Annotated in this window: 17 protein-coding genes; 4 read left to right on the forward strand and 13 right to left on the reverse strand. The window is 36.6% G+C overall.

Translation table 11 applies throughout. The features are described from left to right. Together MJQ71_RS19620 and MJQ71_RS19625 are read right to left on the reverse strand one after the other, a co-directional pair. On the reverse strand, positions 1 to 4,485 hold a 4,485-nt coding region (locus MJQ71_RS19620), incomplete at its 3' end, for an Ig-like domain-containing protein (protein ID WP_238808642.1). A gap of 83 nt (positions 4,486 to 4,568) precedes the next feature. Then, on the reverse strand, positions 4,569 to 5,921 hold the full coding sequence (locus MJQ71_RS19625; protein WP_238808643.1) for a vanadium-dependent haloperoxidase: 1,353 nt from the start codon (positions 5,919 to 5,921) through the stop codon (positions 4,569 to 4,571). Between the two features lie 749 nt (positions 5,922 to 6,670). Here MJQ71_RS19625 and argH point away from each other — a divergent pair. Next, positions 6,671 to 8,047, forward strand: a complete 1,377-nt coding sequence (gene argH / locus MJQ71_RS19630) for an argininosuccinate lyase (protein ID WP_238808644.1) — start codon at positions 6,671 to 6,673, stop codon at positions 8,045 to 8,047. Between the two features lie 52 nt (positions 8,048 to 8,099). On the opposite strand, the gene MJQ71_RS19635 is transcribed toward argH, so the two are convergent. After that, positions 8,100 to 9,173, reverse strand: a complete 1,074-nt coding sequence (locus MJQ71_RS19635; RefSeq protein ID WP_238808645.1) for a glycoside hydrolase family 130 protein — start codon at positions 9,171 to 9,173, stop codon at positions 8,100 to 8,102. A gap of 103 nt (positions 9,174 to 9,276) precedes the next feature. Between MJQ71_RS19635 and MJQ71_RS19640 the strand changes: the two genes are divergently transcribed. Then, positions 9,277 to 10,062 carry a cyanophycinase gene (locus MJQ71_RS19640; protein ID WP_238808646.1) on the forward strand — a complete coding sequence of 262 codons (786 nt, stop codon included), beginning with the start codon at positions 9,277 to 9,279 and terminating at the stop codon, positions 10,060 to 10,062. A 142-nt stretch (positions 10,063 to 10,204) separates the two neighbouring features. Continuing rightward, positions 10,205 to 11,362 carry an AIR synthase-related protein gene (locus MJQ71_RS19645; protein WP_238808708.1) on the forward strand — a complete coding sequence of 386 codons (1,158 nt, stop codon included), beginning with the start codon at positions 10,205 to 10,207 and terminating at the stop codon, positions 11,360 to 11,362. Positions 11,363 to 11,450: 88 nt separating this feature from the next. Here MJQ71_RS19645 and MJQ71_RS19650 read toward each other — a convergent pair whose 3' ends face one another. Next, complete coding sequence (locus tag MJQ71_RS19650) at positions 11,451 to 12,614, reverse strand: sigma-54-dependent transcriptional regulator (RefSeq protein WP_238808647.1); 1,164 nt, start codon at positions 12,612 to 12,614, stop codon at positions 11,451 to 11,453. 237 nt (positions 12,615 to 12,851) lie between these two features. On the opposite strand from MJQ71_RS19650, the gene crtD reads away from it, so the two are divergent. Next, positions 12,852 to 14,327 (forward strand): 1-hydroxycarotenoid 3,4-desaturase CrtD, encoded by a 1,476-nt coding sequence (crtD, locus tag MJQ71_RS19655; protein ID WP_238808648.1) that lies wholly within the window; start codon positions 12,852 to 12,854, stop codon positions 14,325 to 14,327. Positions 14,328 to 14,381: 54 nt separating this feature from the next. Here the strand turns inward: crtD and MJQ71_RS19660 are convergent, their stop codons facing one another. From MJQ71_RS19660 to MJQ71_RS19700, 9 genes are all read right to left on the reverse strand, one after another. Beyond that, positions 14,382 to 15,143: an alpha/beta fold hydrolase gene (locus MJQ71_RS19660; protein WP_238808649.1), complete on the reverse strand. Its 762-nt coding sequence runs from the start codon at positions 15,141 to 15,143 to the stop codon at positions 14,382 to 14,384. A 72-nt stretch (positions 15,144 to 15,215) separates the two neighbouring features. Then, complete coding sequence (locus tag MJQ71_RS19665; RefSeq protein WP_238808650.1) at positions 15,216 to 16,511, reverse strand: vanadium-dependent haloperoxidase; 1,296 nt, start codon at positions 16,509 to 16,511, stop codon at positions 15,216 to 15,218. Between the two features lie 199 nt (positions 16,512 to 16,710). Beyond that, positions 16,711 to 18,081: a vanadium-dependent haloperoxidase gene (locus MJQ71_RS19670; protein ID WP_238808651.1), complete on the reverse strand. Its 1,371-nt coding sequence runs from the start codon at positions 18,079 to 18,081 to the stop codon at positions 16,711 to 16,713. 187 nt (positions 18,082 to 18,268) lie between these two features. Next, the gene (locus MJQ71_RS19675) at positions 18,269 to 18,754 is read right to left on the reverse strand and encodes a gamma carbonic anhydrase family protein (protein WP_238808652.1); all 486 of its coding nucleotides are present in this window, start codon (positions 18,752 to 18,754) and stop codon (positions 18,269 to 18,271) included. A 159-nt stretch (positions 18,755 to 18,913) separates the two neighbouring features. Further along, positions 18,914 to 21,094: a TonB-dependent receptor family protein gene (locus MJQ71_RS19680; RefSeq protein ID WP_238808653.1), complete on the reverse strand. Its 2,181-nt coding sequence runs from the start codon at positions 21,092 to 21,094 to the stop codon at positions 18,914 to 18,916. Continuing rightward, positions 21,084 to 21,530 carry a hypothetical protein gene (locus tag MJQ71_RS19685; RefSeq protein ID WP_238808654.1) on the reverse strand — a complete coding sequence of 149 codons (447 nt, stop codon included), beginning with the start codon at positions 21,528 to 21,530 and terminating at the stop codon, positions 21,084 to 21,086. The genes MJQ71_RS19680 and MJQ71_RS19685 overlap by 11 nt, the downstream gene beginning before the upstream one ends. 86 nt (positions 21,531 to 21,616) lie before the next feature. Then, the gene (locus MJQ71_RS19690; RefSeq protein WP_238808655.1) at positions 21,617 to 22,117 is read right to left on the reverse strand and encodes a hypothetical protein; all 501 of its coding nucleotides are present in this window, start codon (positions 22,115 to 22,117) and stop codon (positions 21,617 to 21,619) included. Positions 22,118 to 22,305: 188 nt separating this feature from the next. Next, positions 22,306 to 23,352 (reverse strand): hypothetical protein, encoded by a 1,047-nt coding sequence (locus tag MJQ71_RS19695; RefSeq protein WP_238808656.1) that lies wholly within the window; start codon positions 23,350 to 23,352, stop codon positions 22,306 to 22,308. A gap of 73 nt (positions 23,353 to 23,425) precedes the next feature. Next, positions 23,426 to 24,973 (reverse strand): vanadium-dependent haloperoxidase, encoded by a 1,548-nt coding sequence (locus MJQ71_RS19700; RefSeq protein ID WP_238808657.1) that lies wholly within the window; start codon positions 24,971 to 24,973, stop codon positions 23,426 to 23,428. Between the last annotated feature and the right edge of the window lie 18 nt (positions 24,974 to 24,991).

Consider the following 24,991-nt stretch of genomic DNA (forward strand, 5'->3'; position numbering starts at 1 on the left):
TGTTGCTGCTCCTGAACCTGACCATACTACTGTCCCCACACAACCGCTCGCTGTCAAGGTAGCACTGCCACCTAAACAGATCGTCTTTGAATCTGTAATTACGGTCGGTAATGGATTTACTGTTACTGTCACTAAATCACTTGCCGTACAACCATCATTGTTCGATGTTTTACATGTTACTGTATATGTCGTCGTTACCGTTGGACTTACTGTTACAGATGTACTCGTTGACGTTATCCCTTGATTCCATGTTACGCCTCCTGCACAACCGCTCGCTGTTAATGTCGTATTTCCACCTAAACAAATAGAAACATCTGCACTTGCAGTCACTGTCGGTTTCGCGGTTACAGTTACTACTCCTGTCGAGGTCGCCGTACAATTATTACTATTTGTACATGTCGCTACATAACTATATGAACCTGTCGATAATGGACTAACAGTTATTGTGGTTCCTGTTGCTGCTCCTGAACCTGACCATACTACTGTCCCCACACAACCGCTCGCTGTCAAGGTAGCACTGCCACCTAAACAGATCGTCTTTGAATCTGTAATTACGGTCGGTAATGGATTTACTGTTACTAACGTTGTTGCAGTTGCAGTACAGCCAACTGCATTCGTTGCAGTTACGGTATAAGTCCCTGCAATAGTAGTTGTTGCTGTTGATCCAGATGTAGTTACAAAACCTGATGGACCAGTCCATTGATAAGTTGCACCACCTGTTGCGGATAAAGTTATTGGCGTATTTTGACATTTCGGCCCATTATTAGATGCCGTTGCTGTAATTGAATTTGATTTATTACAAGCAATGATTTCAAAATTATCGACATCCCAAACAGAGATACTAGCTCCATTTCCGATAGGAGAATAAGAAGTTAATTGGAATTCATAAGTACTAGCCGATGTAAATGTAAAATCAGCATCAGCCGTGAAGTCTATATTTTCAGTAGTCCAGTTTTGTGGACTGGTCGTTGCATCTAATTTTTCATAAATCAATACTCCTCCTTTATATACACGTAATGCATATTTAGTTGGATAATTATTCGAAGCCGTTCCGCCAGATGATGCAGGAGAAGGAGAATAGTATAATGTACTGGTTGCTTTCTGATTAAATTTCAGGCCTGTTATCGAGCCTATTTGTGATGGAGATAATGTAGCTGTAAACTTGATTGCTTTTGTCCAATCTGCTGTTGTTCCAGATGAGACACACATAGCGTTATCAGTTCCTGAAACACCACTATAACCAATTGTACAACTATGGAAATTAGTAGTAGGATTGTCTCTGAAAACATTCGATGCAGTTATTGACGTGAAGTTTGCTGTATTTGGATACGCTGGTGTAAATTCAGCATAAGTATATCCCCCGCTCAAGGCTTGGCAATTATTCAAATCATATTTTACAACTGTTGTTGGATTACAAGTTAAACAAACATTATTATTACATTCTGCACCAGAAGTTACGGTAACAACAGATTGCACTGCTTGCGAACAACCATTCAATGTACAAGTAGCCGTGTAAGTGGTTGTTGTAGTTGGAGAAACCGTAATTACCGATGAAGTTGCTCCTGTTGACCAGCTTAATGTACCAGTACAATTAGTTGCGGTTAAAGTAGCACTTCCTCCCGTACAAATTGTTGCATTTGTTACATTGATACTTGGCGATTGAGCTAATGTAATATTTGAAATTGCTCTTGCACCTTCACAGCTATTTGTTGTACAAGTAGCATAATAGGTAGCATTGGCTGTTACATTATTAATCACATAAGGTGTACCTGTATATAAAACAGTAGTCCCTGTTAATGAACCATACCATTTCACAGTTCCACTACAATTAGTTGCGGTTAATGAGGCATTTGCTCCATTACAAACCGTCGGGCTATTCACCGTTACTGTTGGTCTTGGATTTACCGTAACTATGTGTGTCGAAAATGTGGTTTTACAATTGGGGTCAATTGGCTTCACACAAGCATAGACATAATAAGTTATTGGAGAGCCTGTAGCATTTGCTGGCATCCCATTGATATTACTCAATGAAATGCTTGTTGCATTTGTTACATTGGCCTCGTCAGTTAAACAAGTAACTTTGTAAGTTGTATTGTCGTAAGGATTTTGACCAGATATTAATGGTTGAGAAAATACACACCATTCTACATAACCAGTATAACCAGTTGATGACGTAAATGATAATGTTGGTATTTTATCGCCCGAACAAATAGTAACATTATTACCATTCGACCAAACTGGACAAGTACAAGTCAATATTGTAGCATTGCTTGCAGTACAAGTTCCTGTCAAATTATCTTTTACGTAAAAAGTATAAGTTGTTCCAGTAGTTGAACCTGTTAATCCAGAAAATATATTCGACGAGCCAAAATTAACATTGTCTTTGCTGTAAGAATAATTTCCGCTACCGCCTGTTGCTGTAACAGTTACACTTCCATCAGATTTATTACAATTTGGTTGAGTCGTACTACTAATAGCTAAAACCAAATTTGCATAGCAAGTAGTTAGCTTAACGTTATCAAATTTTAAAGCAGTGCCATTGGCATAGCCCACAATTCTGATTTTAGTAGTGTTGGCAGGTGCTGTATAAACAATTGCACTAATTGGTAATCTACCATAAGTAGAATAATCATTCTCAACGGTATATTTGGCAGAAGTAGCCAAAAGAGTTGTACCATTATAGAACTCCATATATACTTTAGCAACTCCTGCCACTGGCGGGTTATGAGTCGCAGCGTCCATTCTCAAAGTATATGATTTACCAGCAACTACACCCGTTGTTATATCTTGATAAAAGTATTTATCACCCGTGGCGTTACTATTATTTAAAATTGCATAATAAGAAGCATCACTATATGCAGCAAATTCAACCCCACTTGGAGTTGCTGTCCAGCCTGTTGTATTGTTAGAAGCAAAATCGCCGTTTGATACAAAGTTATTAGAAAGACAAGTTGTACAACAATTAGCCGATGGCGTTGTAAAAGTTTTGTCGGTATAACACGCATCCAAGCCATTCCATACTCTAACGGTATATTGTGTATTTGGTTTTAAGTTTTTAAAAGTTAATGATGTTTGGCCTGACGCTAAAGATAAGTTCGACCCTGCACCATAAATCGGGGTTGTGCCATAACTCGCACCTTCATTAATATCAGCCTTAACAGTACCGATGCTACTGTTAAGATTTGTAATTGTTACCGAACCATTATTATTTGCTGTTCCACCATTACAATCGCCACCAGAAATTGCTAAGTCAACATCATTAATAACTGGTGCTGTACAAATACATTTGAAATTTCCGCAAACGAATGTGATTGATTTTCCAGAAATACCCGATTGGTATTGGATATACGTCGAAAAAGTTGGCGAGCCAATGGCATTTCCATTGACATCAAACAAATTTAGCTTTGTTACACAATCTCCAGCAAATGTTGTAATGTAAAGATTTTTGTCTGGTCCGAAAGCTAAGTCAAAAGCATTTACACTACCAACTGAGATTCCCCCATTGACCGTCGGTTTTGTGAAAGTATAAGAAGCAAGCTCAGCTCCAGCTGGGCTATATTTTATAATCTTATCAGCAACACTATTACTATTACTAGAAACTACTGCCCAAAGGTTATCATTGTTATCAAAAATAATACCTCTGTATTGAAAGCCAGACGGAGCAGTTGCAATTTTCACACTTGCTCCCGATAAGCTTGCAGGTAAATATTCAATCGTACTTGTACCAGAGTTTTTTTGCCAGTTAGTACTTACATAAACATTACCATTGGCTGGTCTAACTGCAACTCCCCATAAGTCTGCAGTTGTATTATTTTTTAAACTTCCCTTTGGATAAAAAGTTGTAATTGTGGCTGGTTGAGTTGGGCTAAGGCTTACATCAACTTTATATAAACCTGTATAGGTAGAAACAAACAAAAACTTAAAGTCTGTCGATGGCGAAACATCCAATAAGTCTTCTCCTGAAGGGAATTGAATTGGCGTTAAAAAAGCACCAGTTACAATATCATACACACGAATTTGCCCCAAACTATTAGCAGTGGCAATATAGGCAATATTCTTAGTCGGGTCTACAACCATTCCTTCACCACCACCATTGGGTAAGCTACAACTTGTCATACCAGTACTGGTAGCGTATTGATATACGTCCGTACGGCTGCCACTGCTTGTAAGTTCGCCCACAAGCATATAATACTTGTCGCAACCGAGTGGAGCATTTTGTGCTTCTGCTGTTGATGATGAGACTAAAGAAAATAGCAAAGCCAAAAAAGCCAGAACATAGCTTCCCCCTAATTGACGGAATGCTTTTATTCTTGCTTTTGTGGGCATAGTTCTCCTTTCAATTGTTACCAATACAGGCATTTGAAAGAATAGTTGCCATACTTTCTTAGATAGAATAAAGTTGACTAAAGCAGCGAAAAGATAAAACACTTTTCCTTTTTTAGCAATTTTGTTGACTGTTGCCAACCATGATGTAGAATCGCTCATCTTATTGTAATTGTAATTATTCACCCAGTATTTTTTTTCTAGTAAATTCAAAAAATATTTTGTTCACTCTTGAAGTCGATGCCCTATCTTCTCCAAGCTAAAGTATTAATGTTCTGCCCAATTTTTTTGCCTTCAGCCAATCCAACTTCGTTATCTTGGCAAGTATGAATTCCGCCATATAATCGAGAATTAGCCGATTCTAATGCTGATTCCCAAAAAGAATTAAAATGTCTAGCTTTAAATTCGACTAAACGCTCTTCATCTTTTGGTCGACCTACGTGTGAGTCATCCGTAAATTTGAATGAACTTCCATATAAATCTGTCAAAACCATTGCTGCTGCTGCTGCTTGCCCTGCATGACCAGAGTAAAAAGCAGGAAAAGGTGGCTCTGGCCAAAACAAATCCCACATTGTACTCATGTTATAATAAATAAAGAAGAATGGTCTTTCGGCATGATACGTATATTTGCATTTCCAACAGTTTATAAATGCATCAGCAACAGCCATGCCAATTTTTGCGTAAGTTTCGGCAGCTTTAAATAAATCTGGTTTTGCGGTCTTAATTGCAATCGTTGCCAAATTATATGAATGCCCAGGAGGCGAGAAAGTTTGTGAAGGGTCATCGCCCCACCAATTAGCAATTTCTTTTTCTTCCTGCGTTAGTGTCTTTCTTTTTGTATAAACTTCATACATCTGAGCATAGTATTGAGAATCTTTTCGATAATCAAATGCTATCATCTTTGGAACAGGCAAAGCTCCATTGGCAGGAGCGAAGGTTCTGTTTTTTCCCCAATACGGATGCAGCGGCAATGCTACTGGCGATTGTCCTTTCGGAGGAGCTTTCCAGTAACCATTTCCAACGGGTAAAGTATATGTACTATCAAAATTCTTTTTGTATCCTTCAAATCCACCATCGGTTTTTGACCATTCAAAAATCGCTTCGGCAATTGCCCGACCATATTGTACCGAATGCTCTTTAACTTCTAAACTCGTTGTAGCAACTTGTGATTGATTAATGGCATTTTCAAGTGAATCAATGCTTGCTATGTTTACTTTATCAGTTTGTTCGTACAAACGTTTCAACATATAAGCTTGACCAGCATTCAATGAAAGTATCCAGTTGTATTTTTTAGTTTTATCAGTTTTTGGCAAATTCATTAATCCTGCTAGTTGACCTTCCATAGATTTGCATTTCAATGCTCCCTCAACCACACTTTCGTACATCACTAAACCCATATACCCTACTGCACGAGAGCCGTATGTTGGTGAGCCATTAGGTGTAGCCTTCATAATTCTTACGGTCATTTGCCCCCATTTCACAGCAACCTCCGCAGATATATGATTTTCAGCAACCACTTTAGCATCAGATTTGCCTTCAAAACCATAGCACAATAAACTACTAACAGCCATCAAAACAATGGCTATAAAGTATGTCATTTTATGTTGCAAAAGTCTAAACTGCATTTCCGTTAACTGAATTCTTGACAAAATAAAAACACTAAATGCTTAATATATTTCAGTGAAGTTTACTAATAACTCGTTTTTTAATCATAGCAAAAGCCATCCAGATAAATAAATTATCTCGAATATTTTGATACACAAACACAAAGTGCATCGCTTTCTATCATGAAAAAACGGGTACAAAAGGGCGTAATGGTAACAGATACCACTCCCCTGTAAAGAAGGTTGTAGAAGTCAATCATCTTTTAGTATATTAGTAAAAGTTCACTCAATAGCAAATAATTAAAACCCAAAATCAAACCCCATTCAAGAGGTTAAAACTTATGACTTACTTTTTTGAATTATGTAACTGGCAAAATTTATTTTTTTCTCAACCACAAAATTTCAAATTTATATTCAAAAAGGTATAATATTCAATTAAAAAGACCTTCGGCATGATATTTGATACCGCTAAATAGGTTGCTTTTAATAGGTCTAATCCAAATCCATGCCAAAACTTTCTCCGAAGCACTTCTTTTTATTTTCACCTAAAATTTGTTAAAAAAAGGCTTTTTTGATGGAAATTCCCTGTTTTTCAATTCCTAATACTACATCTTCCCACGAAAAATGTGCAAAAACCATGCTAAAAAATTACTAAGCGGTCACGTATATCTAAAAATCAAAAAAATAACTTTATTCTAAGCGAAAATCACCGTTACTTTGTGCTGAAAAAAAACACAAATCACGTGAAACTTTGGCAAAAAGAAAGCAATAAAACTTCAGAAAAAGAGGTTGCCTTGAGAGAGGCGGCTCTAAGGATTGAACAATTTACGGTTGGCGGAGACCGTGAAATGGATATGTATTTAGCTGAGTTTGATGTACTTGGCTCAATGGCTCATGCTATCATGTTAGAAAGTATTGGCTTACTCGAAACCAATGAGCTGGGACACATCCTAAATGAATGCCGAAAGATATATAATGATATTATAAATGGCAAGTTTTTCATCGAAAAAAATATAGAGGATGTACACTCGCAAGTAGAATGGCTACTCACTCAAGCTCTTGGTGATGCAGGTAAAAAAATTCATAGTGGCCGCTCTCGCAATGACCAAGTATTGGTTGATCTAAAACTTTTCATGCGTCATCAGGTACGTCAAGTAGTCAATCAAACAGAGACCCTTTTTCATAAGTTAATTGAACTGAGTAATAAACACAAAAACGACTTATTACCTGGTTATACACATTTACAAATCGCTATGCCATCATCGTTTGGTTTGTGGTTTGGTGCGTATGCCGAAAGTCTGGTTGATGACACCGTTGTGATGCAAGCTGCTTACAAAGTTGTCAATAAAAATCCATTGGGTTCGGGAGCTGGCTATGGTAGTTCGTTTCCATTAAATAGAACCTTAACAACAAAACTATTGGGTTTTGACGACCTTAATTATAATGTTGTTTATGCTCAAATGACTCGTGGAAAAACTGAATATGTGGTGCTTTCTGGTCTAACTTCTTTGGCTACTACGTTATCAAGAATGGCAATGGACATTTGCCTTTATAATTCTCAAAACTTTAGTTTCTTGACGCTGCCCGACGCTTTCACCACTGGAAGTAGCATCATGCCTCACAAGAAAAACCCTGACGTAGCCGAACTCCTCCGAGCAAAAACAAATCGACTCAAAGGTCTTCCAACCGAACTCGCTTTCATAACAAGTAATTTGCCAAGTGGTTACCACCGTGATATGCAGATTTTGAAAGAAATTTTAATGCCAGCCTTCGACCAAATTTTAGAATGCTTGGATATTGCTCATTTTATGCTTTCAAATATTGAAGTGAAAACAAACCTTTTGGACGACAAGAAATATGACCCAATATTTTCGGTTGAAAGAGTAAATGAATTAGTGATGCAAGGTTTGCCTTTTAGAGATGCGTATCTACAAGTCAAAGATGAGATTTTTGGCGGAAATTACGAGGCTTCACGTGAGTTAAATCATACACTTGAAGGCAGCATCGGGAATTTATGTAATGATGAAATCACAAAAATGATGAACAAAACCATCAATAATTTCGACTTTAATACCGTTGATGAAGCATTAGAAAAGCTATTGAGTTGGAAAGTTGAATAGTTTTCAATGAGCATTGACAATCGTTAAATGATTGTCAATGCTCTTAAAAATCTTACTTTTCGCTCACTGCTACCGCTATTTTAGAATCGGCTGTGCCGTAATACAAATACCATTTCTTCTTAAAATTAACTAAACCTTCCACAAAAACTACGTGGTTTACTTGCCCTTCAAGTTCGTATGGTTTGTCTGGTTCAAAGAAAAAAGTCTTTGAGCGGTCAATTACTTTTGATGGGTCATTTTTATCGAAAAGTACTTGTCCTGCACGATAAGCATTTTTGGTATCTTTACTTTTGTTTTCAAAACCTTTGTTGGCACTATTATAAATCAGAAAAATCCCTTCGTTGTTGATAAACGCAGCTGGTCCAGATTCAACCAACCAACTATCAAAATTATCGTCACGTGGTTTTACGATGGGCTTGGGTTTTCCAGTTTCATCTTCCAAAATTTTCCAGTCTGTCAAATTATCTGAACTTGCCAAAAACAGACTTGTATCACCCCAATACATCCAATATTTACCATTTATTTTTGTTGCAACAAATCGCTCACCAACTTTCTTACAGATAATTGCACCCGATTTCGACCATAACATTTCATTTTTAGGGTCTTTAAATGCCAGACCTTCTTTTTTCCAATTTTGCAAATTTATAGAAGATGCAACACACAATCGAGCCGTTTTTCCATCATAAGCTGTATATGTCAATATATATCGCCCGTCTTCAGTTTCCACCAAACGAGGGTCTTCACAACCACCTGGATACTCGTATTTTTTCATAAAATCATTATCAGGATAAAAAACAGGCTTGCTCTGACGCTTAAAATGGATGCCATCCTCACTCACTGCCAAACCCAAACGAGATGTTCCTTGCACAATTTTTAAAGTATCTTCGGCTCGGTAAAGCAAAAATACTTTTCCATCACGCACCACTGCCGACGGATTATAGACGTCTTTGGCTTCCCAATTGATTGATTTTTGCAAAATTGGGTCATTGAATGTTGTCGTATCGACGGCTGCCAAAATCGGATTTTCAGCATCTTGTTTTACAAATTGCGTCAATTGCCAAGTTTGCTGCGTAGTATTTTTGCAGGAAGTAAACGCAAAAAGCAATAGAATGAGACTTTTTTTCATAAATTTGTTTAATAAGTATTAATAGTGGTTGAATATAATTTCGACTGAAATATACTTCAAAATCAACGACTGACAATCATCTTAAACGCTTTATTCTACAAACATGACCCGAAAACTATTCTTCATTTTCTTATTATCATCTAGTTTTACTTTTGCCCAAGAACGATTAATTCTAATTGGCGGGGGCAAACGAACACCTGATGTTTTGGCAAAATTTATTGAATTTAGTGGAAATGAAAACGGCAAAATTTTAGTCATTCCGTGGGCAAGTGGCGAGCAAGAAATTGCATTTTCAAATATAAAAAATGAAGTTGGGGCTTTATCAAAAATAGCCATTGAAAATGCACCTTTAGCTCCGTTAAATACAGAAACCAAGGCAAAACTCGTTGCTCAGCTTAAGACAACCAAAGGTGTATTTTTTTGTGGAGGCGACCAAAACCGAATTATGGAAGTTTTGAAGGACGACGAACTATTCAATATTATGCACGAAATGTATAAAAATAACGTAGTTTTTGCTGGGACAAGTGCAGGAACAGCCATTATGTCGGAAATAATGATAACTGGCGAAGGCGATTTTAAAGTGATTGATGGCTCGAAAGTCGAAACAAAAAAAGGGTTGGGTTTGATAAACAATATCATTGTTGACCAGCACTTTATTAAGCGACAAAGACAAAATCGTTTGATTGGTTTAATTTTCAAAAATCCAACTTTATTAGGTGTTGGTATCGACGAAAACACAGCTTTGGTTGTGGAGCAAAATCGCTACGCCGAGGTGCTGGGCGAAAGTCAAGTAATGATTTTTGAAGCATTGAAACAACCCAACGAAATGAAATTTTTGATGCTTCAAAAAGGTAAAAAATTTGATTTAAAAAAACGAAAAATAATGTAACATCATTCTCAGAATTATACAAAAAACAAATATTGAATGACAAGAATTGTGCGTTCGAGCTTTAAAACGCACAATTTTCAATTATCCATTTTACATTATCCATTAAAGAAGTACCTTTGTGGTTCAAAAAAGAATTCCAAAAATGACTGACCGTTATATGCAGCGTGGTGTTTCGGCTGCGAAAGAAGATGTGCATAAAGCAATCGAAAAGCTTGATAAAGGACTTTTCCCGAAAGCATTCTGCAAAATTTCACCTGATACTTTGGGCGGAGATGCCGATTATTGTAACATTATGCACGCCGACGGAGCTGGTACAAAAACATCTTTAGCGTATTTATATTGGAAGGAAACAGGTGATATTTCGGTTTGGCGAGGCATTGCACAAGATTCTATCGTGATGAATACCGACGATTTGATTTGTGTGGGAGCTGTTGGGCCAATGTTGATTTCATCGAGTATTGATAGAAATAAAAATAAAATTCCAGGTGAAGTTATTGGTGAAATCATCAACGGAACTGAAGAATGTTTGGAAATGCTTCGTAGCCACGGTGTTGAAATTTATAGCACGGGAGGCGAAACAGCAGACGTTGGCGACCTCGTAAAAACAATTGCTGTCAATAGTACAATTGTTGCTCGAATGAAACGCAGTGATGTTATTTCAAATGACAATATTAAGGCTGGAGATGTAATCGTTGGCTTGGCTTCCTACGGACAAGCAACTTACGAAAATACTTACAACGGTGGCATGGGCAGCAATGGTTTGACTTCGGCCAGACACGATGTTTTATCAAAAATTTATGCTGAAAAATATCCCGAAAGCTATGATAATGAAATAAATAAAGACCTAGTTTATAGCGGTGGAAAAGTGTTGACCGAAGGAATTGCAGGCACAAATGTCGGCAAACTTATCCTCTCTCCTACTCGCACTTACGCTCCAGTGGCAAAGGCTTTCTTGGCTGAACTTCGTCCGCAAATTCATGGAATGGTGCATTGCAGCGGTGGAGCTCAAACAAAAGTTTTACATTTTATCGAAAATTTACACGTTATAAAAGACAATCTTTTCCCGATTCCGCCACTTTTCAAATTGATTCAAGAGCAAAGTGGTACTTCGTGGCAAGAAATGTATAAAGTTTTCAATATGGGACATCGTTTGGAAGTTTATCTCGACGAACAATACGCCCAACGTATCATCGAAATTGCACAATCATTTGGCATTGAAGCCCAAATCATCGGTCGAGTTGAAGCCGCAGAAAGCAAAAAAGTAACTATTAAAAGCGAATTTGGCGAGTTTGTTTATTAATCGCCCTTATTGCTATTTTATAAAAAAGTCATGCTAAGAACCTTAGCATGACTTTTTATTTATATCAACATTGCAGTAAATTTACTGATTAAAAACCAATTCCAGCATAAAGTTTTACGTCATCAAGCGTGATAGTTGGGCCACACATAATCACTAGGCGTTCTACTACGTTGCGTAGCTCACGCACATTACCTGTCCACGGCAAATTTTTCATATATTCCATTGCATCAACGTCAAATTCTTTGGTTGCATCACCGTATTCTTCGGCCACATCATTCAAGAATTTATCTGTCAATAAAGGAATATCATTTTTTCGGTCAGATAACGCAGGAACATGAATCGGAATAACATTTAAGCGATGGAATAAATCTTCTCGGAAGTTTCCTTCGGCAATTTCTTTCCTCAAATCTTTGTTCGTTGCTGCTATTACTCTTACGTTGATTTTAATTTCCTTATCGCCGCCCACACGAGTTATCTTACTTTCTTGCAATGCACGAAGTACTTTTGCTTGTGCAGAAAGACTCATGTCTCCAATTTCATCCAAGAAAAGCGTACCACCATCAGCCTGTTCAAACTTACCAATTCTTTGTTTTATTGCTGAAGTAAAAGCACCTTTTTCGTGACCAAAAAGCTCACTTTCAATTAATTCAGAAGGAATTGCTGCACAGTTTACCTCAACCGAAGCTTGGTTACAGCGATTACTTTTTTCATGAATTTGCTTGGCAACCATTTCTTTTCCCGAACCATTTGGACCTGTAATCAATACACGAGCTTCCGTTGGAGCAACTCTATCAATGGTTTCTTTTACTTTTTTAATCAAGTCTGACTCGCCAACGATTTCGTTGATTTTATAGATTCTTCTTTTAAGAACCTTTATTACTTCAACATCTTTGTTTTTCTCGATGGCGTTACGAACAGTAACCAATAGACGATTCAAATCAGGTGGCTTAGTGATGAAATCGTAAGCTCCACGTTTCGTTGCTTCAACTGCATTTTCAACATTTCCAAAAGCAGAAATCATTACAAACTGGGTCATTACACCTTCTTCTTTGGCTTTCAACAGCATTTCAAGCCCATCTAATTTTGGCATTTTGATGTCACAAAGGGCTACGTCATATTGGGTTTTTAACACCATTTCTAGTCCTTCTTCACCATCTTTTGCCTCATCTACTTCGTACTCTTCATATTCTAAAATGTCTCTCAGAGCATCTCGAATACTTTTTTCGTCATCAACAATCAATAATTTTGCCATTGGTGGTTCTACTCTACGTGAGATTAATTGATATTATGATTAATGGTTTCTTTCTAATTAGGACGCAAAATAAAGAAAAAATCACAATTTTAGCGATATATTTAATATTTTAAACGACAACCTTTTTTGTTTATCTATATAAGAGCTAAGAAAATCGACTTTTATTCAAAATTTCACAACACATTACATTCTATGAATGTTATACTATTTCAAACAAATTAGAAAGATTAAGGCTTTATGAAAGTAGCAATAATTGGAGCAGGTATCGGGGGAATTGCGACAGCCATTCGTTTAGTAAATAAGGGCTACGAAGTTGATGTTTTTGAAGCGAACGATTATCCTGGAGGGAAATTAAGTCAATTTCAACAAGGAAAATATAGATTTGATGCAGGCCCATCACTATTTACTATGCCTCAATTTGTGGATGAGCTTTTTGTTCTCTCAGGAAAAAATCCCGCCGATTATTTTGAGTATATCCGCTTGCCCGAAGTTTGTAAATATTTTTGGGAAGATGGCACTCGTTTAGATGTCTCTGCAAACATTGATTCGTTTGCCAATGATGCCGAAAAAAATCTAGGAGAACCAGCCGAAAAAATTCGTACATTTCTAAAAAACAGTGCTTTAAAATATGATATTTTGAGCGGACTTTTCTTGGAAGATTCGCTGCATAAATTTTCTACTTGGACTTCCAAAAAAGCTTTTCGGGGTTATTTCAATTTGCCCAAATTAGGCATTTTTGGAACAATGAATGGAGCGAATGAAAGTTATTTTTCAACACCGAAAGCTGTTCAGTTATTCAACCGTTATGCTACTTACAATGGTTCTGACCCTTACCAAACACCGGCTACATTAAATATAATTCCACATTTAGAGTACAATATCGGAGCATTTTTTCCGAAAGATGGTATGTTTGGAATTACACAAAGTTTGGTAAATTTAGCTGAAGATTTGGACGTAAAATTTCATTATGAATCAAAAGTTAAAGAAATTATAGTAAAAAATGGGCATATTATTGGACTCAAAATTAGTGATTCCAAAAATGAAGTTGAATATGAACATCTTGCTTCTATTGTCGTTTCCAACATGGATGTCACGCCAACTTACCGAAAATTATTGCCAAAAGAAAAACATCCTGATAAGATTCTAAATCAAGATAAAAGCGGTTCTGGTCTGATTTTTTATTGGGGAATAAAACACGATTTTAAGGAACTAGGTTTGCACAATATTTTCTTTTCAGATGATTATCGTACCGAATTTGACTATCAATTTCACAAAAAAACGATTTATCAAGACCCGACAATTTACCTCAATATTACGTCAAAATACAAAAAAAATGATGCTCCCGATGGTTGTGAAAATTGGTTTTTACTCATCAACGCTCCCGCCAATCAAGGACAAGATTGGGAAAAAATCATAGCCGAAACACGCCAAAATGTGATTGACAAATTAAGTAGAAATTTGGGCGTAAATATTGCAGATTTGATAGAAAACGAATCTATTCTTGACCCACGAAGTATCGAAATGAAGACGTCTTCCGCACAAGGAGCTTTGTACGGAAACAGTTCTAACAATAAATTTGCAGCATTTTTACGACACGCCAACTTTTCATCAAAAATAAATAATCTTTATTTTGTAGGCGGAAGCGTACATCCTGGCGGTGGAATTCCATTGGCATTGTCCTCGGCGAAAATTGTAGCGTCGATGATTAAATAATTTCTATATTAAGGTTCTTTCTCAATGGCAACAATTATTAAGACCAAAATGTGATTACACAAAATTCAAGATTGACTGTACAAATTCAGTAGGTTTTTCGGCTTGTACCCAATGCCCTGCTCCTTCAATTGTTTCGATGGTAGCATTTGGAAATATTTTTTTTATAGCAGGAATATCTTCATCATAAATATAGCCCGATTCACCACCACGTAAGAAAAGAACGGGTTGAAGAACTTCGTGTACATCAGTAAAATCTCCACCGATTTGGTAAATCTCACGGCTCAAAACTGGTAGATTTATTCGCCAATCAAACTTTCCATCTTCAGTACGATAAATATTTTTTAACAAAAACTGTCTTTCACCAACATTCGATACAAATTTGGCTAATTGTGTTTCTGCTTCGTTGCGATTTTTGAGATTTGCTAAATCAATCGAATTAAGTCCTTGAATAATATGGCCGTGATGTGAAGGATAAAATTTGGGAGCAATATCAACAATTACTAGTTTTGAAAATTTATTCGGATATTTCATAGCAAAGTGCGTAACTGTTTTTCCTCCCATCGAATGCCCAATTATGACTGGTTTTTCTAAATGATTATCTTCGATAAATTCATTTAAGTCATCTGCCATCAATTCATAACTAAACTCCTCACTACGAGGCGATTGCCCATGATTTCGTGCATCTAATGCGTAAACAGCGTAACCGTTTTCGGCAATCATTTTACTAATCGAAAACCAATTATCTGACGAACCAAAAACACCATGTAGAATCAATATTGGCTGACCTTCGCCCGTTTTTCTAAAAAAAAGTTTCATGCTTTATTGCTAATTTAAAGCACAAAGGTAAAGCTTTTTTGTTCTTGAATTTCATTAAAAATGACTAAACTCTTATGCTCCTTTGACTTTAAATTTTAATTCACAAACATTTTTACCAATACGCTTACCATTTTTTAGGCCTTGTTCGTTTGAATTTCGGTAATGAATACCACCATAAAGGCGAGAAATTGCTGCCTCATCGGCAAACTCGTAGAATGAATCGAAAGTGCGAGATTTCAAACCTCTCGAAACATGAGAATTATCTATAAAATGATAATTAAAACCAAAGAAATCCGATAAAACTTGGGCGGTTGCTCCTGAAACTGAAGCGTGTCCAGAAGTATATTCAGGAAAAGGTGGCGTATCAAGCAATGGAGTCCAAGTGCGGTCAATTGTTGTACGAATATACGAAACTGGTCGTAAAACGTTGTGCATAAATTTGCATTTCCAACACGAAATAAAAGCATCGGCTGCAGCAATACCTACTTTACAGAAGATTTCAGCCGCTTTATCTAATGTCAGATTTTCTTTAGCAACAATCTGTGAAGTTATCGAAATTGCATGGCCCGGCGGCGTAAAAGTTTTCCCCGCATCATCCGACCAATACTTCGCAATGGCCATTTGTTCGTTTGATAAATTTTTGCCTACACTATACACTTCTAAAGCTTGAGAATACATAAGTGAAGTAATTCCTGCTTCACAACGAGGTGGATTGGGCAATTCAAAATCGGTATTTCCTTTTACAAAAGGTCGATTTTTTCCCCAAAATGGTTGTAACGGAATCTGTTGGTCGCTCGTTGGTGTCCAAACGCACGCTCCTGTTATATTTTTGTAATCTTTCGGAAAATTTTTGTCATAGCCTTCATGTCCACCATCGGCTTTTGAATATTCAAAAACCGTTTTAGCTATTGCTTCTCCAAGTTTTATTGACCGTAAAATTGTTTCTTTATCGGCATCATTTTGATATTTTCGCTCGAAAGCCTCCCGCAGCGAGTCAATTCTAATAACATTTGCCTTGGATATTTTTGCGTAAAGACTTTTAATGATAGTAGCTTGGGCTGCATTGGCACACAATACCCAATGATAGGTTTTGCTTGATTCGATTTTTGGAATAGTTTTAAACTCGTTCAAAACTCCTGTAAGCGATTGATAATCAGGCATTCCATTGACAACTGACTCATAAAGAGCTAGTCCAGAATAACCCAAAGCACGAGAAGCAACGGGCGGCGTAAAACCTTGTGTAGTTGGAATAAGCTGAAGTTGTAGATTGAACCAAGCCGTTGCAACTTCATTTGAATAGTCTTTTGTTGGTCGTTGAGCCACTGATTTTTGCAAAAACATTCCCAAAACACAGACAATTAGTATCATCTGTTGTGTTTTGGGAATTATGTTTTTAGCCTTCTTCATACATCAAATTTACACATTCATTCGTTAACTCAAAATTTTTGAATAAGTTAGCCGCAACCACTGACGGGATTTTTCAATGCCCGTCAAGGTTTTGGCCGAGCTTAAACAAAAATGAATTAAGAAACTATCGTGTATAAAAACGGAGAACTTGAAAGTTTACTTATTTGGTAAACTTCAATTTCAATATGTTCTTAGCAATCTCTTTTCCGTTTTTTAGTCCGTTTTCATTACCTTCTCGATAATGAATTCCTCCATAAAGACGAGAAATTGCCGCTTCATTTGCATATTCATAAAATGATTTAAAGCTCCTATCCGAAAATTTTCCAGTATGTGTATTATCTGTAAATGCGTAATTTTCGCCAAAAATTGTGGTGAGTATTTCGGATGCCGCACCCGAACCCGACGAATGCCCTGAAGCATATTCTGGAAATGGTGGAGTAACCAATAAAGGCGACCATTTTGGGTCAATTCCTTGACGAATATAGGTCTGCGGCCGCATTAAATTGTATGTATATTTACTACGCCAACAAGCAACAAATGCATCATTAATGGCCATTCCAACTTTTGCATAGACTTCCGCCACCTTATCTAACTTTACCTTTTCTTTCTTTAAAACGATGTTAGCAATATTGAAATGATGCCCTGGTGGAGTTAGCGAACTTCCACTATCATCCCAAAAGTTTGCAATTGCTTTTTGTTCAGTTGTTAAGGCTTTTCCAACTTCATAAACTTCTTTTGCTAGTTTAAACATTTCTGAATTTTCTTTGAACGAAAAAGAAGTTGGTGCAACTGGATTCGTAGTCATATTTAAGGCAGAAAAAGTTCTGTTTTTTCCCCAATAAGGAAGAAGCGGCGTCTTTTGAGTTCCTGTTGGTTCCCAAAAACCAATGCCTATTGGCGTTTTAAAATCAATCGGAAAATTATTGCTCCATCCTTCATTTCCTCCATCTGTTTTTGAATATTCCCAAATAGCTTGACCAATTTCAACACCAAAACTATTAGAACGGTCGGTAACTTCTTGGTTATCAATAGCTATTCTTATTACACTTTCGATATTTCGACGTAAAGAGTCAATTGCTCTTTTGTTCGCATCATTGGTTGTGGCGTACATTTCTACTACTAAAGTGCTAAGTGCAGCATTCGCTGCCAAACCCCAATTGTATTCTTTGCTTAAATCTGGTTTTGGCAAACTTGAAAGCCCTTTCAATTGCCCAACCAATGATTGGTTATCTTTCATGCCATAAACAACACTTTCGTACAAAGCTAAACTCGTATAAGCGAGCGTTCGGGCGGCAACTGGCGGAGCATATCCTGGCGTTGATTTAATCAAATATAATTGCAAATCAGTCCAACGAGTAGCAATATCCGCACTAAACTCACTCGTAGCTTTTGAAACGGCAACGGGAGTAGGTTCTTCGGTACTTTTATCTTTACAAGAAGATATCATTACACCCAAAACCAATAAAATAAGTAAAGAGCGTGATGATATATTAATTTTCCTAGAAAAGAAACTTGTAGAGTAAATACTCATAATCGTTTAATCTTTTAAATCTGCTTTTAGATTCCTCAATAACTGTTTCACGAACAATAATCTTGCCAAAGCAAATCAAAAGCTCAACGTTATTTTGCTCTACAAATAACTAATTATCAATAAATTAAATGTTTTTTTTCAAAAACCATCCAAATAATAGTGAAAACCACTAAATTTTCAACCAGACTTATCCAAAATCTTTAAACTCACCCGATTGATGTCGATGAGCCATTTCTACATAATGAGCGGCACTCAATTGCAGCATTTGTGCATATTCGGGAGTAATTTGTTTGACGATTTTGGCTGGCACCCCTAAAACCATCGAATAATCTGGTATTTCCATGCCTTCTGTTACTAAAGCACAAGCTCCAATGACACAAAATTTACCGATTTTTGCACGATTGAGAATCGTCGCTCGCATTCCGATGAGTGAGCAGTCGCCTACGGTTGCTCCATGCACAATTGCCCCATGTCCAACTGTTACATCATCTCCAATAATGGTTGGCTCGCCATAATCAGCATGTAAAATTGCTCCATCCTGAATATTGGTACGTTTTCCAATAATAATTTCTTCCACATCGGCACGAATCACCGCTGAATACCAAACCGAAGATCCTTCTCCGAGTGTAACTTTGCCTTTTACAGTGGCATTATGAGCAATAAAGTTTGACATTTTATATCTTTTTGGTCTTAGTTTTACACAATATTAACTCCTTTTCCTTACGGTTTTGATTTTTTTAGCAAATCTTACATTCCCAAATATTGAAAAAAAATCCTCTTCTTTTTCAAAAAGAGGATTTTAAATAAATACTTAATCAAACAATTATTTCAATTAAAAACGAGTAGAAACCATCAAATTTACGCCTCGTCCATCAGAAGCCCAAATGCCTGGCCCTGGATAAAACTGCGGACGTTTCGTGAAATATTGCTTGTTGGTTGCATTGTTTAGATTGAATTTTAATAATAGTTTTTTTGAGATTCTGTACGAAGCATTAAAATCCAAAATTCCGTAAGATGGCACAAGTCCAACACTTCCATTCGCAGAAGGTTCAACAGTATTAAATGCGTCGGCGTAGCTTTTAGCTGTATAACTAAAAAGGCCAGTTATGCTTAATTTTTTATGTCTGAAAGTGATTCCATTTCGACTAATTATTTGCGGTGTACTTTCCACGAAATTACCTTCAATATTAATGTTTTTTTCACCCGAACGAATCTCGGCTTTCAAATAACGAGCTTCCATCAATGAGGTAGAAGTGAAAATTGATACATTCGTTTTTTCGTTGATTCTTGCGTAATACTCAATGAATGCTTCCAATCCTTTGGTAAATGAGTCGCCAATATTTGTTCTTAAAATTTGAAAATTTCCGTTAGCATCGGTTTGAGCCAACGTTCCGAGTCGATTTTTATAAAGTAACTGAAAATAAGTAAACTCAATTCTTAACTTTTCAAAATTCCCTTTGTAACCTGCTTCGAGGTTATAGCCACTCGCATCTTTCAAATTATCTGACGATTTCTCATAAATTGATGCAGGAATAATGTCTTTAAAGATTACTGGACGGTAAGCTTGTGAAAAACCAGCATACAAATTTTGGTTGGTTGAAAGTTGGTAATCGGCATTGATGCCAAACAACGGAAAACGATGCGGAATCAAATTCGGCAATTTTGATGGGTCGTAATAACTAATTATTCCTAACATTTTTGACTCACCCGATTCAATTCTAAAACCTGGAGAAACAGCCAATTTTGACGTTAAATTAAGGCGATTTTCTACAAAAGCTGCAATATTTTGAGTTTTAAAATGCAAATCTCTTCCCCAATTTCCAGTGATACTTAAATCAAAATCACTGCCTGTTGTTCCTTTTCCTTGTTGACGACGGTGTAAATCATTATTCATCAATTGTACACCTCCAACCAAAATCGCAGGTAATTTTCCAACACGATATTCATGCAAAATTCTGAACTCAGATGTATAACTGTGGTAATTATCAATATCAACTTGGCGGTTGGCGTATTGCAGCGTTTGTGGGTCAATTTTATCAATAATATCAGCTGTTTTATCAAACATGACACTATTTCTCGAACCCAAAACGGCCGATGTAACCCACGAAAGTTTTGTACGGTTGCTCAAAGCCCAATTGAATGTAAGCGAAGGCACATAAATATCTGGACTATAATAATTTCTCGAGCGAATCGATGCTTTTGGGTCGGCATAAAACATCGCATCGGTTTGTTGACCTGCTAATTGAAAAACATATTTTGAGCGAGAAAAATCAGCTTTTATAGATAATTTTTGGGTTGGACGATAGGTAATTTGAGCAGATTGTGCTTCATAATTACTTCGGCTATTATCACGATATCCATCTGAAACTCGTTTACTATAATAAGCATAATAATTAACCTTCCCGACTTGTCCACCAACGGCATTGTAAGTACTCAACAGGCCAAAAGAACCAATACTATTGGTGCTTTCAAAATCAAAAACTTTGGTAGAATCACCTTGTTTTCCAATATAATTGAGCATCCCACCAAATTGAGCTCCGTATTGCAAAGAACCAGTTCCTCTAATCATTTCAATGTTCTGAATCGCTTCCATTGGCATTGAATAATGGCTGGCAGGATAACCATAAATATCAGAGTTCGTTATAATCCCATCTTTACGGATATTGAATTCCCAGCCACGATGTGGGTCTAGTCCACGCGTAGAAATATTTATTTGATTGCCCGAACCATCCATATCATAAACAAAAACCCCAGGTATTTTAGCAAAAATTTGTCGAGGTGTTTTTTCTGCAATATTTGCATCAAGGCCTAAAACATTGATAACTTCAGTCTTTTTCCCTGCATAAAGAAATGTTCCTTTTGTATTGGGCAGACTTTGGATATTCAATTTATATTGTTGTTCAACCACCTGTATTTCATCGAGTTTCAGCACTTTTGTTGAATCTTTTTTTTCTTGAGCAAAAACAAATTGGACAGAAAACAGTAGAAAGAATAGTATATTTTTATTTTTCATTGTTATTGCTATTTTGTTGGTAAACAGTGTAAGCCGAAGCTATTAATACAATGTTTTTGATGATATATTGACCAGCTAAAGTCAAAGCAAAATTTGACTGCCAAGTCTCGCTTGGTAAAAGAATTAGGGGTAAAAAAGTGGTAAACATTTGCAAACAAAAGAGTACAAAAGCAATTTTCGTAAGCTTTGGAAACAACCATAATAAACCTATCAAGCATTCTGTCAAACCTAAAAAAGGAATAAAAAAAGAAGCAGAAATGTACGGTTCAATGGTTTGATGGTGCAAATGAGTTACAATATCTTTGGCAGGTGAAAGTCCAATGATTTTGAGAAAACCAAACCAAAAGAAAACAATAAAAAGAGCTAAACGATTCATCCAAATAAATGAAAATTGATTTGAATGGGTATTATCCAAAGTCGAAGTATTTTTTTTCATGAAAATTCTAAATTAATGTATAAAAAAAACGTAGCATTACCTTCTTGAAAGGAATGCCAAGCGAATTAATCAATCAATAAGGGAATTTATGAAAACATCGGTGGCGGAGCATTGACCGATAAAATATGTATTGAATTCGGAGCAGTATAATGATAGTTTTTTGTCGGTAAATCTTCAACCAAAAACCACGCAATCGTTTTTGAATGAAGTTCAACGTAATCTTTCGTGATAGTACTAAAAAGTTCTAACGCTTTTTGACTAGAAGTTTTATGTTTTTTTGAGAAAAGATTCAAGTTTTCGTGTACTTCATTCATCAAAGCCAACAAATTATCTCGACTTACATCAAGGCGACTATAATAGGTATAAAGCGTATCTTTTTGATAAACTTGTTCGTAAGATTGATAAAAATCACCTTCGTAAATTGCCGTATTTCCTTCTATTATATCATTTCGCCATTCGGTTTGATATGGCATCGAAATTTGCATTTTGAATACCAATTTATCTCCACTTATCACAACAAAGCTGCTTTCTTTTACCCGATGGCTTTCCTGCCATTCGTTCCAAAATGAAATAAATGTAAAGCCCAAAACATTACAAAGTAACAGGCAAAGAAATAATATGGAAGCCGCTTTTTTCAGTTAAATAAATATCGTTTTAATCATACAAATCTAATTTTTTAATTAGATTTTGTAAAAAAATTTAGCAAAGAAAGTGATTAAACCATTCAAAAATAATGATTTATATCACATTCTTTGCTAAAGAAACTAAAATTTATTTAGAAACGATACGCATAAGTAGCCGAAAGGAAATAATCAGCAAACGCTGCATCGCCCGATTTGAAACCTGTTGCTGTCCACGTTGGAATACGATTTCTTACAACTGCATATGGCACTGCAACCAAAAGAGAACTTTTGTGACTGCTCCAAATGATTCCTGGCTCAATCGAAACAATATAACCTGGGCGGCGAGAACCACCGCTACCACCAATGGCATCAACTGCTGGTAAACCTTCTAATCTTCCGCCTAAACTAACTGCAATATTGCGTTTAGGAAACAACGCATAAGTCATACCTACACGAGCTCCAAATTGGTCAGGCACTGAAAGATTGGTTGCTCTATTTAATTCTTTCGGGCTGAATAAATAGAAACCATTGAAATATAGATTTGCTTTCTTGAATAATGAGTAATATCCTTGCACTTCGATACTTTCACCCCAACCGCTATCGCCTAATTGGATTGATTGGTCAACTTGTTTTACTTGGATATATTCTTTTTTATCTTTATCTAATTTGTGAAACCCGTCTTGCACATTAGCATTGCCTGTTGGAGCTTTTATTCCTACACCAATAGCAATATTACCTTTCGTGTGTGTCATTGGATTAAATAACCAAAAAGAAGCCGACAAACGCATATCACCAACACCTTTTGATTGTGTATGAAAACGTGGATTTGACCCTGCTGGTGTACCATTTCCGTAATGTTCATAAAGAGATGAGCGGTCGTTGAATGAAAGCGGCACATTAACCGTAACATTTAGACGATTAGTAATAGCATAAGTAAGTCCAAAATCGAAACTGTGTTGGTCGTTGATAACTTCGGTGTGTTGTTCTACTCTTTGTTTTTGCTCAACTGTTCCCACAAAATGTTTGTATGAATGTAAGTAACGATAATTTGACGAAACTTGAAAATCGCCAGCGTGCATAAATGCTGACCCGCTCGGATTTCCATTCGCCGTTGCCATCGAACGTACAGCAATACAACCTTGTGAAAAAGCTGACGAAAAAACTGCCATAAAAGCAAAAGTAAGTAATAGTTTTTTCATAATATTTTTGGTTAAAAATGAGTATATTAAAAAGAGAAAGTTAATTTAACAATGTTTTTATTTTCTAGGATTATCAATAACCCGAACCATCAGTTTTGCCTCTAGCAATAGCATATTCACCGATTTTTTTGCCATGAACTAATCCCATTGTGCAATCTACTCGGTAGTGAATCAGTCCATAAACCCTAGAATTAGATGCTTCTTGAGCTTTAGCAGTCATTTCGGAAGCTTTGTTTGGAAAAATAGCTCCTAAAACAGTTGCCGCCGCCGAAGAAAACGTTGAATGGCCAGAAGTATATGAAGGGAAATTTGGTAAACCAACTGATGTTTTCACACCAAATTGTTGCGGTCGAGGTGTATAATAATAATATTTCGTTTCCCAGCAAGCAATTCCTGCATCCATTAGAGCTGTATTTACTAAAGCTAAAGTTCGGGCAGTTGCTACTTCGCTAAATTTATTTTCAAAGCAAAGATTGGCTGCTTCACGACTCCAATGCCCTGGTGGCGTATAACTTCCTGCACCATCTGCCCAATAATTAGCAATACGAGCTTGTTCACGTGTTTGATTTTTTTCAATCGATTTCAACTCGTCAATGTCTTTTTGAAACTCTGCCGAGTTTTCCAAATATGGAATCAACGGACGAATATTCACTAACGTAGCCTTGTCGAAATTCCAAGTTGCTACCGCTCCATAGTTTGGCAACATTGGAGGTCGTGCAGGAGTTTCTTGGCTTACCCACGGATTTTTAACACCTATTTTTTTAGCATTTTCAATCATTCCAGCCGTAAGTGTTTGGTTATTTGAAGCACTCATACCGTCTGTTTTAGCTCTTGCCATTACTTTTGCACCCACAGCTTTGCCAAGGGCTTCTCCTGCCGAAATATCCGACGGAACATTCATTCCAGCCCAAAGACGAGCATTTTTAGCTTCCGCTAACTTTGAATCTAAATAAGGCACTTCGCCAGGAAACATCGCAACCAAAATAGTGTACGATGCCGCTGCAACAACAGCATCTTCTGACGGATACGATGGCAAATCGGTTACAGGTAATAAAGTTGTGATAGAAGCATCATTTTTTGATGGAGCTTTACGATTATAAGTATATTTATAATTCCAAGCACTCACCAAAGCATCATATTGAGCAACACTCAAATACGCCAATGCACGAGCGGTATAAGGCGGATTAGCAAAAGGAAATTTAGGGTCAGCTAATGGATTAGCTGCATCTGGAACTGGGTATTTTCCTTCGGCATTTGATGCTGGCGGAATATTATATCTAGCCGCTAATTCACGAGCAATTTCGTTCCATCGATATGCTGCTCCCGCACCCCAATACGCAACGGCTGTTTTATTTTCAGCCGAAATGCCCGAAACTGTTGTTTTCAATGCTGCTAATTCTGCTTGGTATTCAGTTGAATTGACAGCTTTAGGTTCGGCCACATTTATATCGGTAGGAGAACCCAAAATATAAGTTTTCCAAGAACCTGCTTTTTCATCTAATTTTGCTGGAACAAAAGCCTCTTTTGTTGGTTCAGAAACATTTTTATCGCACGAACTAACGATAATACCAAACCCTAAAACAACTAATAATAAACTTGATATTTTGTATATATTTTTCATTTATTCTTTACAATATAA

This window comes from Emticicia aquatica, from assembly GCF_923079645.1.
GTDB lineage: Bacteria > Bacteroidota > Bacteroidia > Cytophagales > Spirosomataceae > Emticicia > Emticicia aquatica.

Coding starts and splice junctions, on each gene's coding strand:
- MJQ71_RS19685 (WP_238808654.1), bottom strand. CDS start 21,530: ATGAAAAAAAATACTTCGACTTTGGATAATACCCATTCAAATCAATTT.
- MJQ71_RS19625 (WP_238808643.1), bottom strand. CDS start 5,921: ATGACATACTTTATAGCCATTGTTTTGATGGCTGTTAGTAGTTTATTG.
- MJQ71_RS19660 (WP_238808649.1), bottom strand. CDS start 15,143: ATGAAACTTTTTTTTAGAAAAACGGGCGAAGGTCAGCCAATATTGATT.
- MJQ71_RS19700 (WP_238808657.1), bottom strand. CDS start 24,973: ATGAAAAATATATACAAAATATCAAGTTTATTATTAGTTGTTTTAGGG.
- MJQ71_RS19650 (WP_238808647.1), bottom strand. CDS start 12,614: ATGGCAAAATTATTGATTGTTGATGACGAAAAAAGTATTCGAGATGCT.
- MJQ71_RS19640 (WP_238808646.1), top strand. CDS start 9,277: ATGACCCGAAAACTATTCTTCATTTTCTTATTATCATCTAGTTTTACT.
- MJQ71_RS19635 (WP_238808645.1), bottom strand. CDS start 9,173: ATGAAAAAAAGTCTCATTCTATTGCTTTTTGCGTTTACTTCCTGCAAA.
- MJQ71_RS19675 (WP_238808652.1), bottom strand. CDS start 18,754: ATGTCAAACTTTATTGCTCATAATGCCACTGTAAAAGGCAAAGTTACA.
- MJQ71_RS19670 (WP_238808651.1), bottom strand. CDS start 18,081: ATGAGTATTTACTCTACAAGTTTCTTTTCTAGGAAAATTAATATATCA.
- MJQ71_RS19665 (WP_238808650.1), bottom strand. CDS start 16,511: ATGATACTAATTGTCTGTGTTTTGGGAATGTTTTTGCAAAAATCAGTG.
- crtD (WP_238808648.1), top strand. CDS start 12,852: ATGAAAGTAGCAATAATTGGAGCAGGTATCGGGGGAATTGCGACAGCC.
- MJQ71_RS19680 (WP_238808653.1), bottom strand. CDS start 21,094: ATGAAAAATAAAAATATACTATTCTTTCTACTGTTTTCTGTCCAATTT.
- MJQ71_RS19645 (WP_238808708.1), top strand. CDS start 10,205: ATGACTGACCGTTATATGCAGCGTGGTGTTTCGGCTGCGAAAGAAGAT.
- MJQ71_RS19695 (WP_238808656.1), bottom strand. CDS start 23,352: ATGAAAAAACTATTACTTACTTTTGCTTTTATGGCAGTTTTTTCGTCA.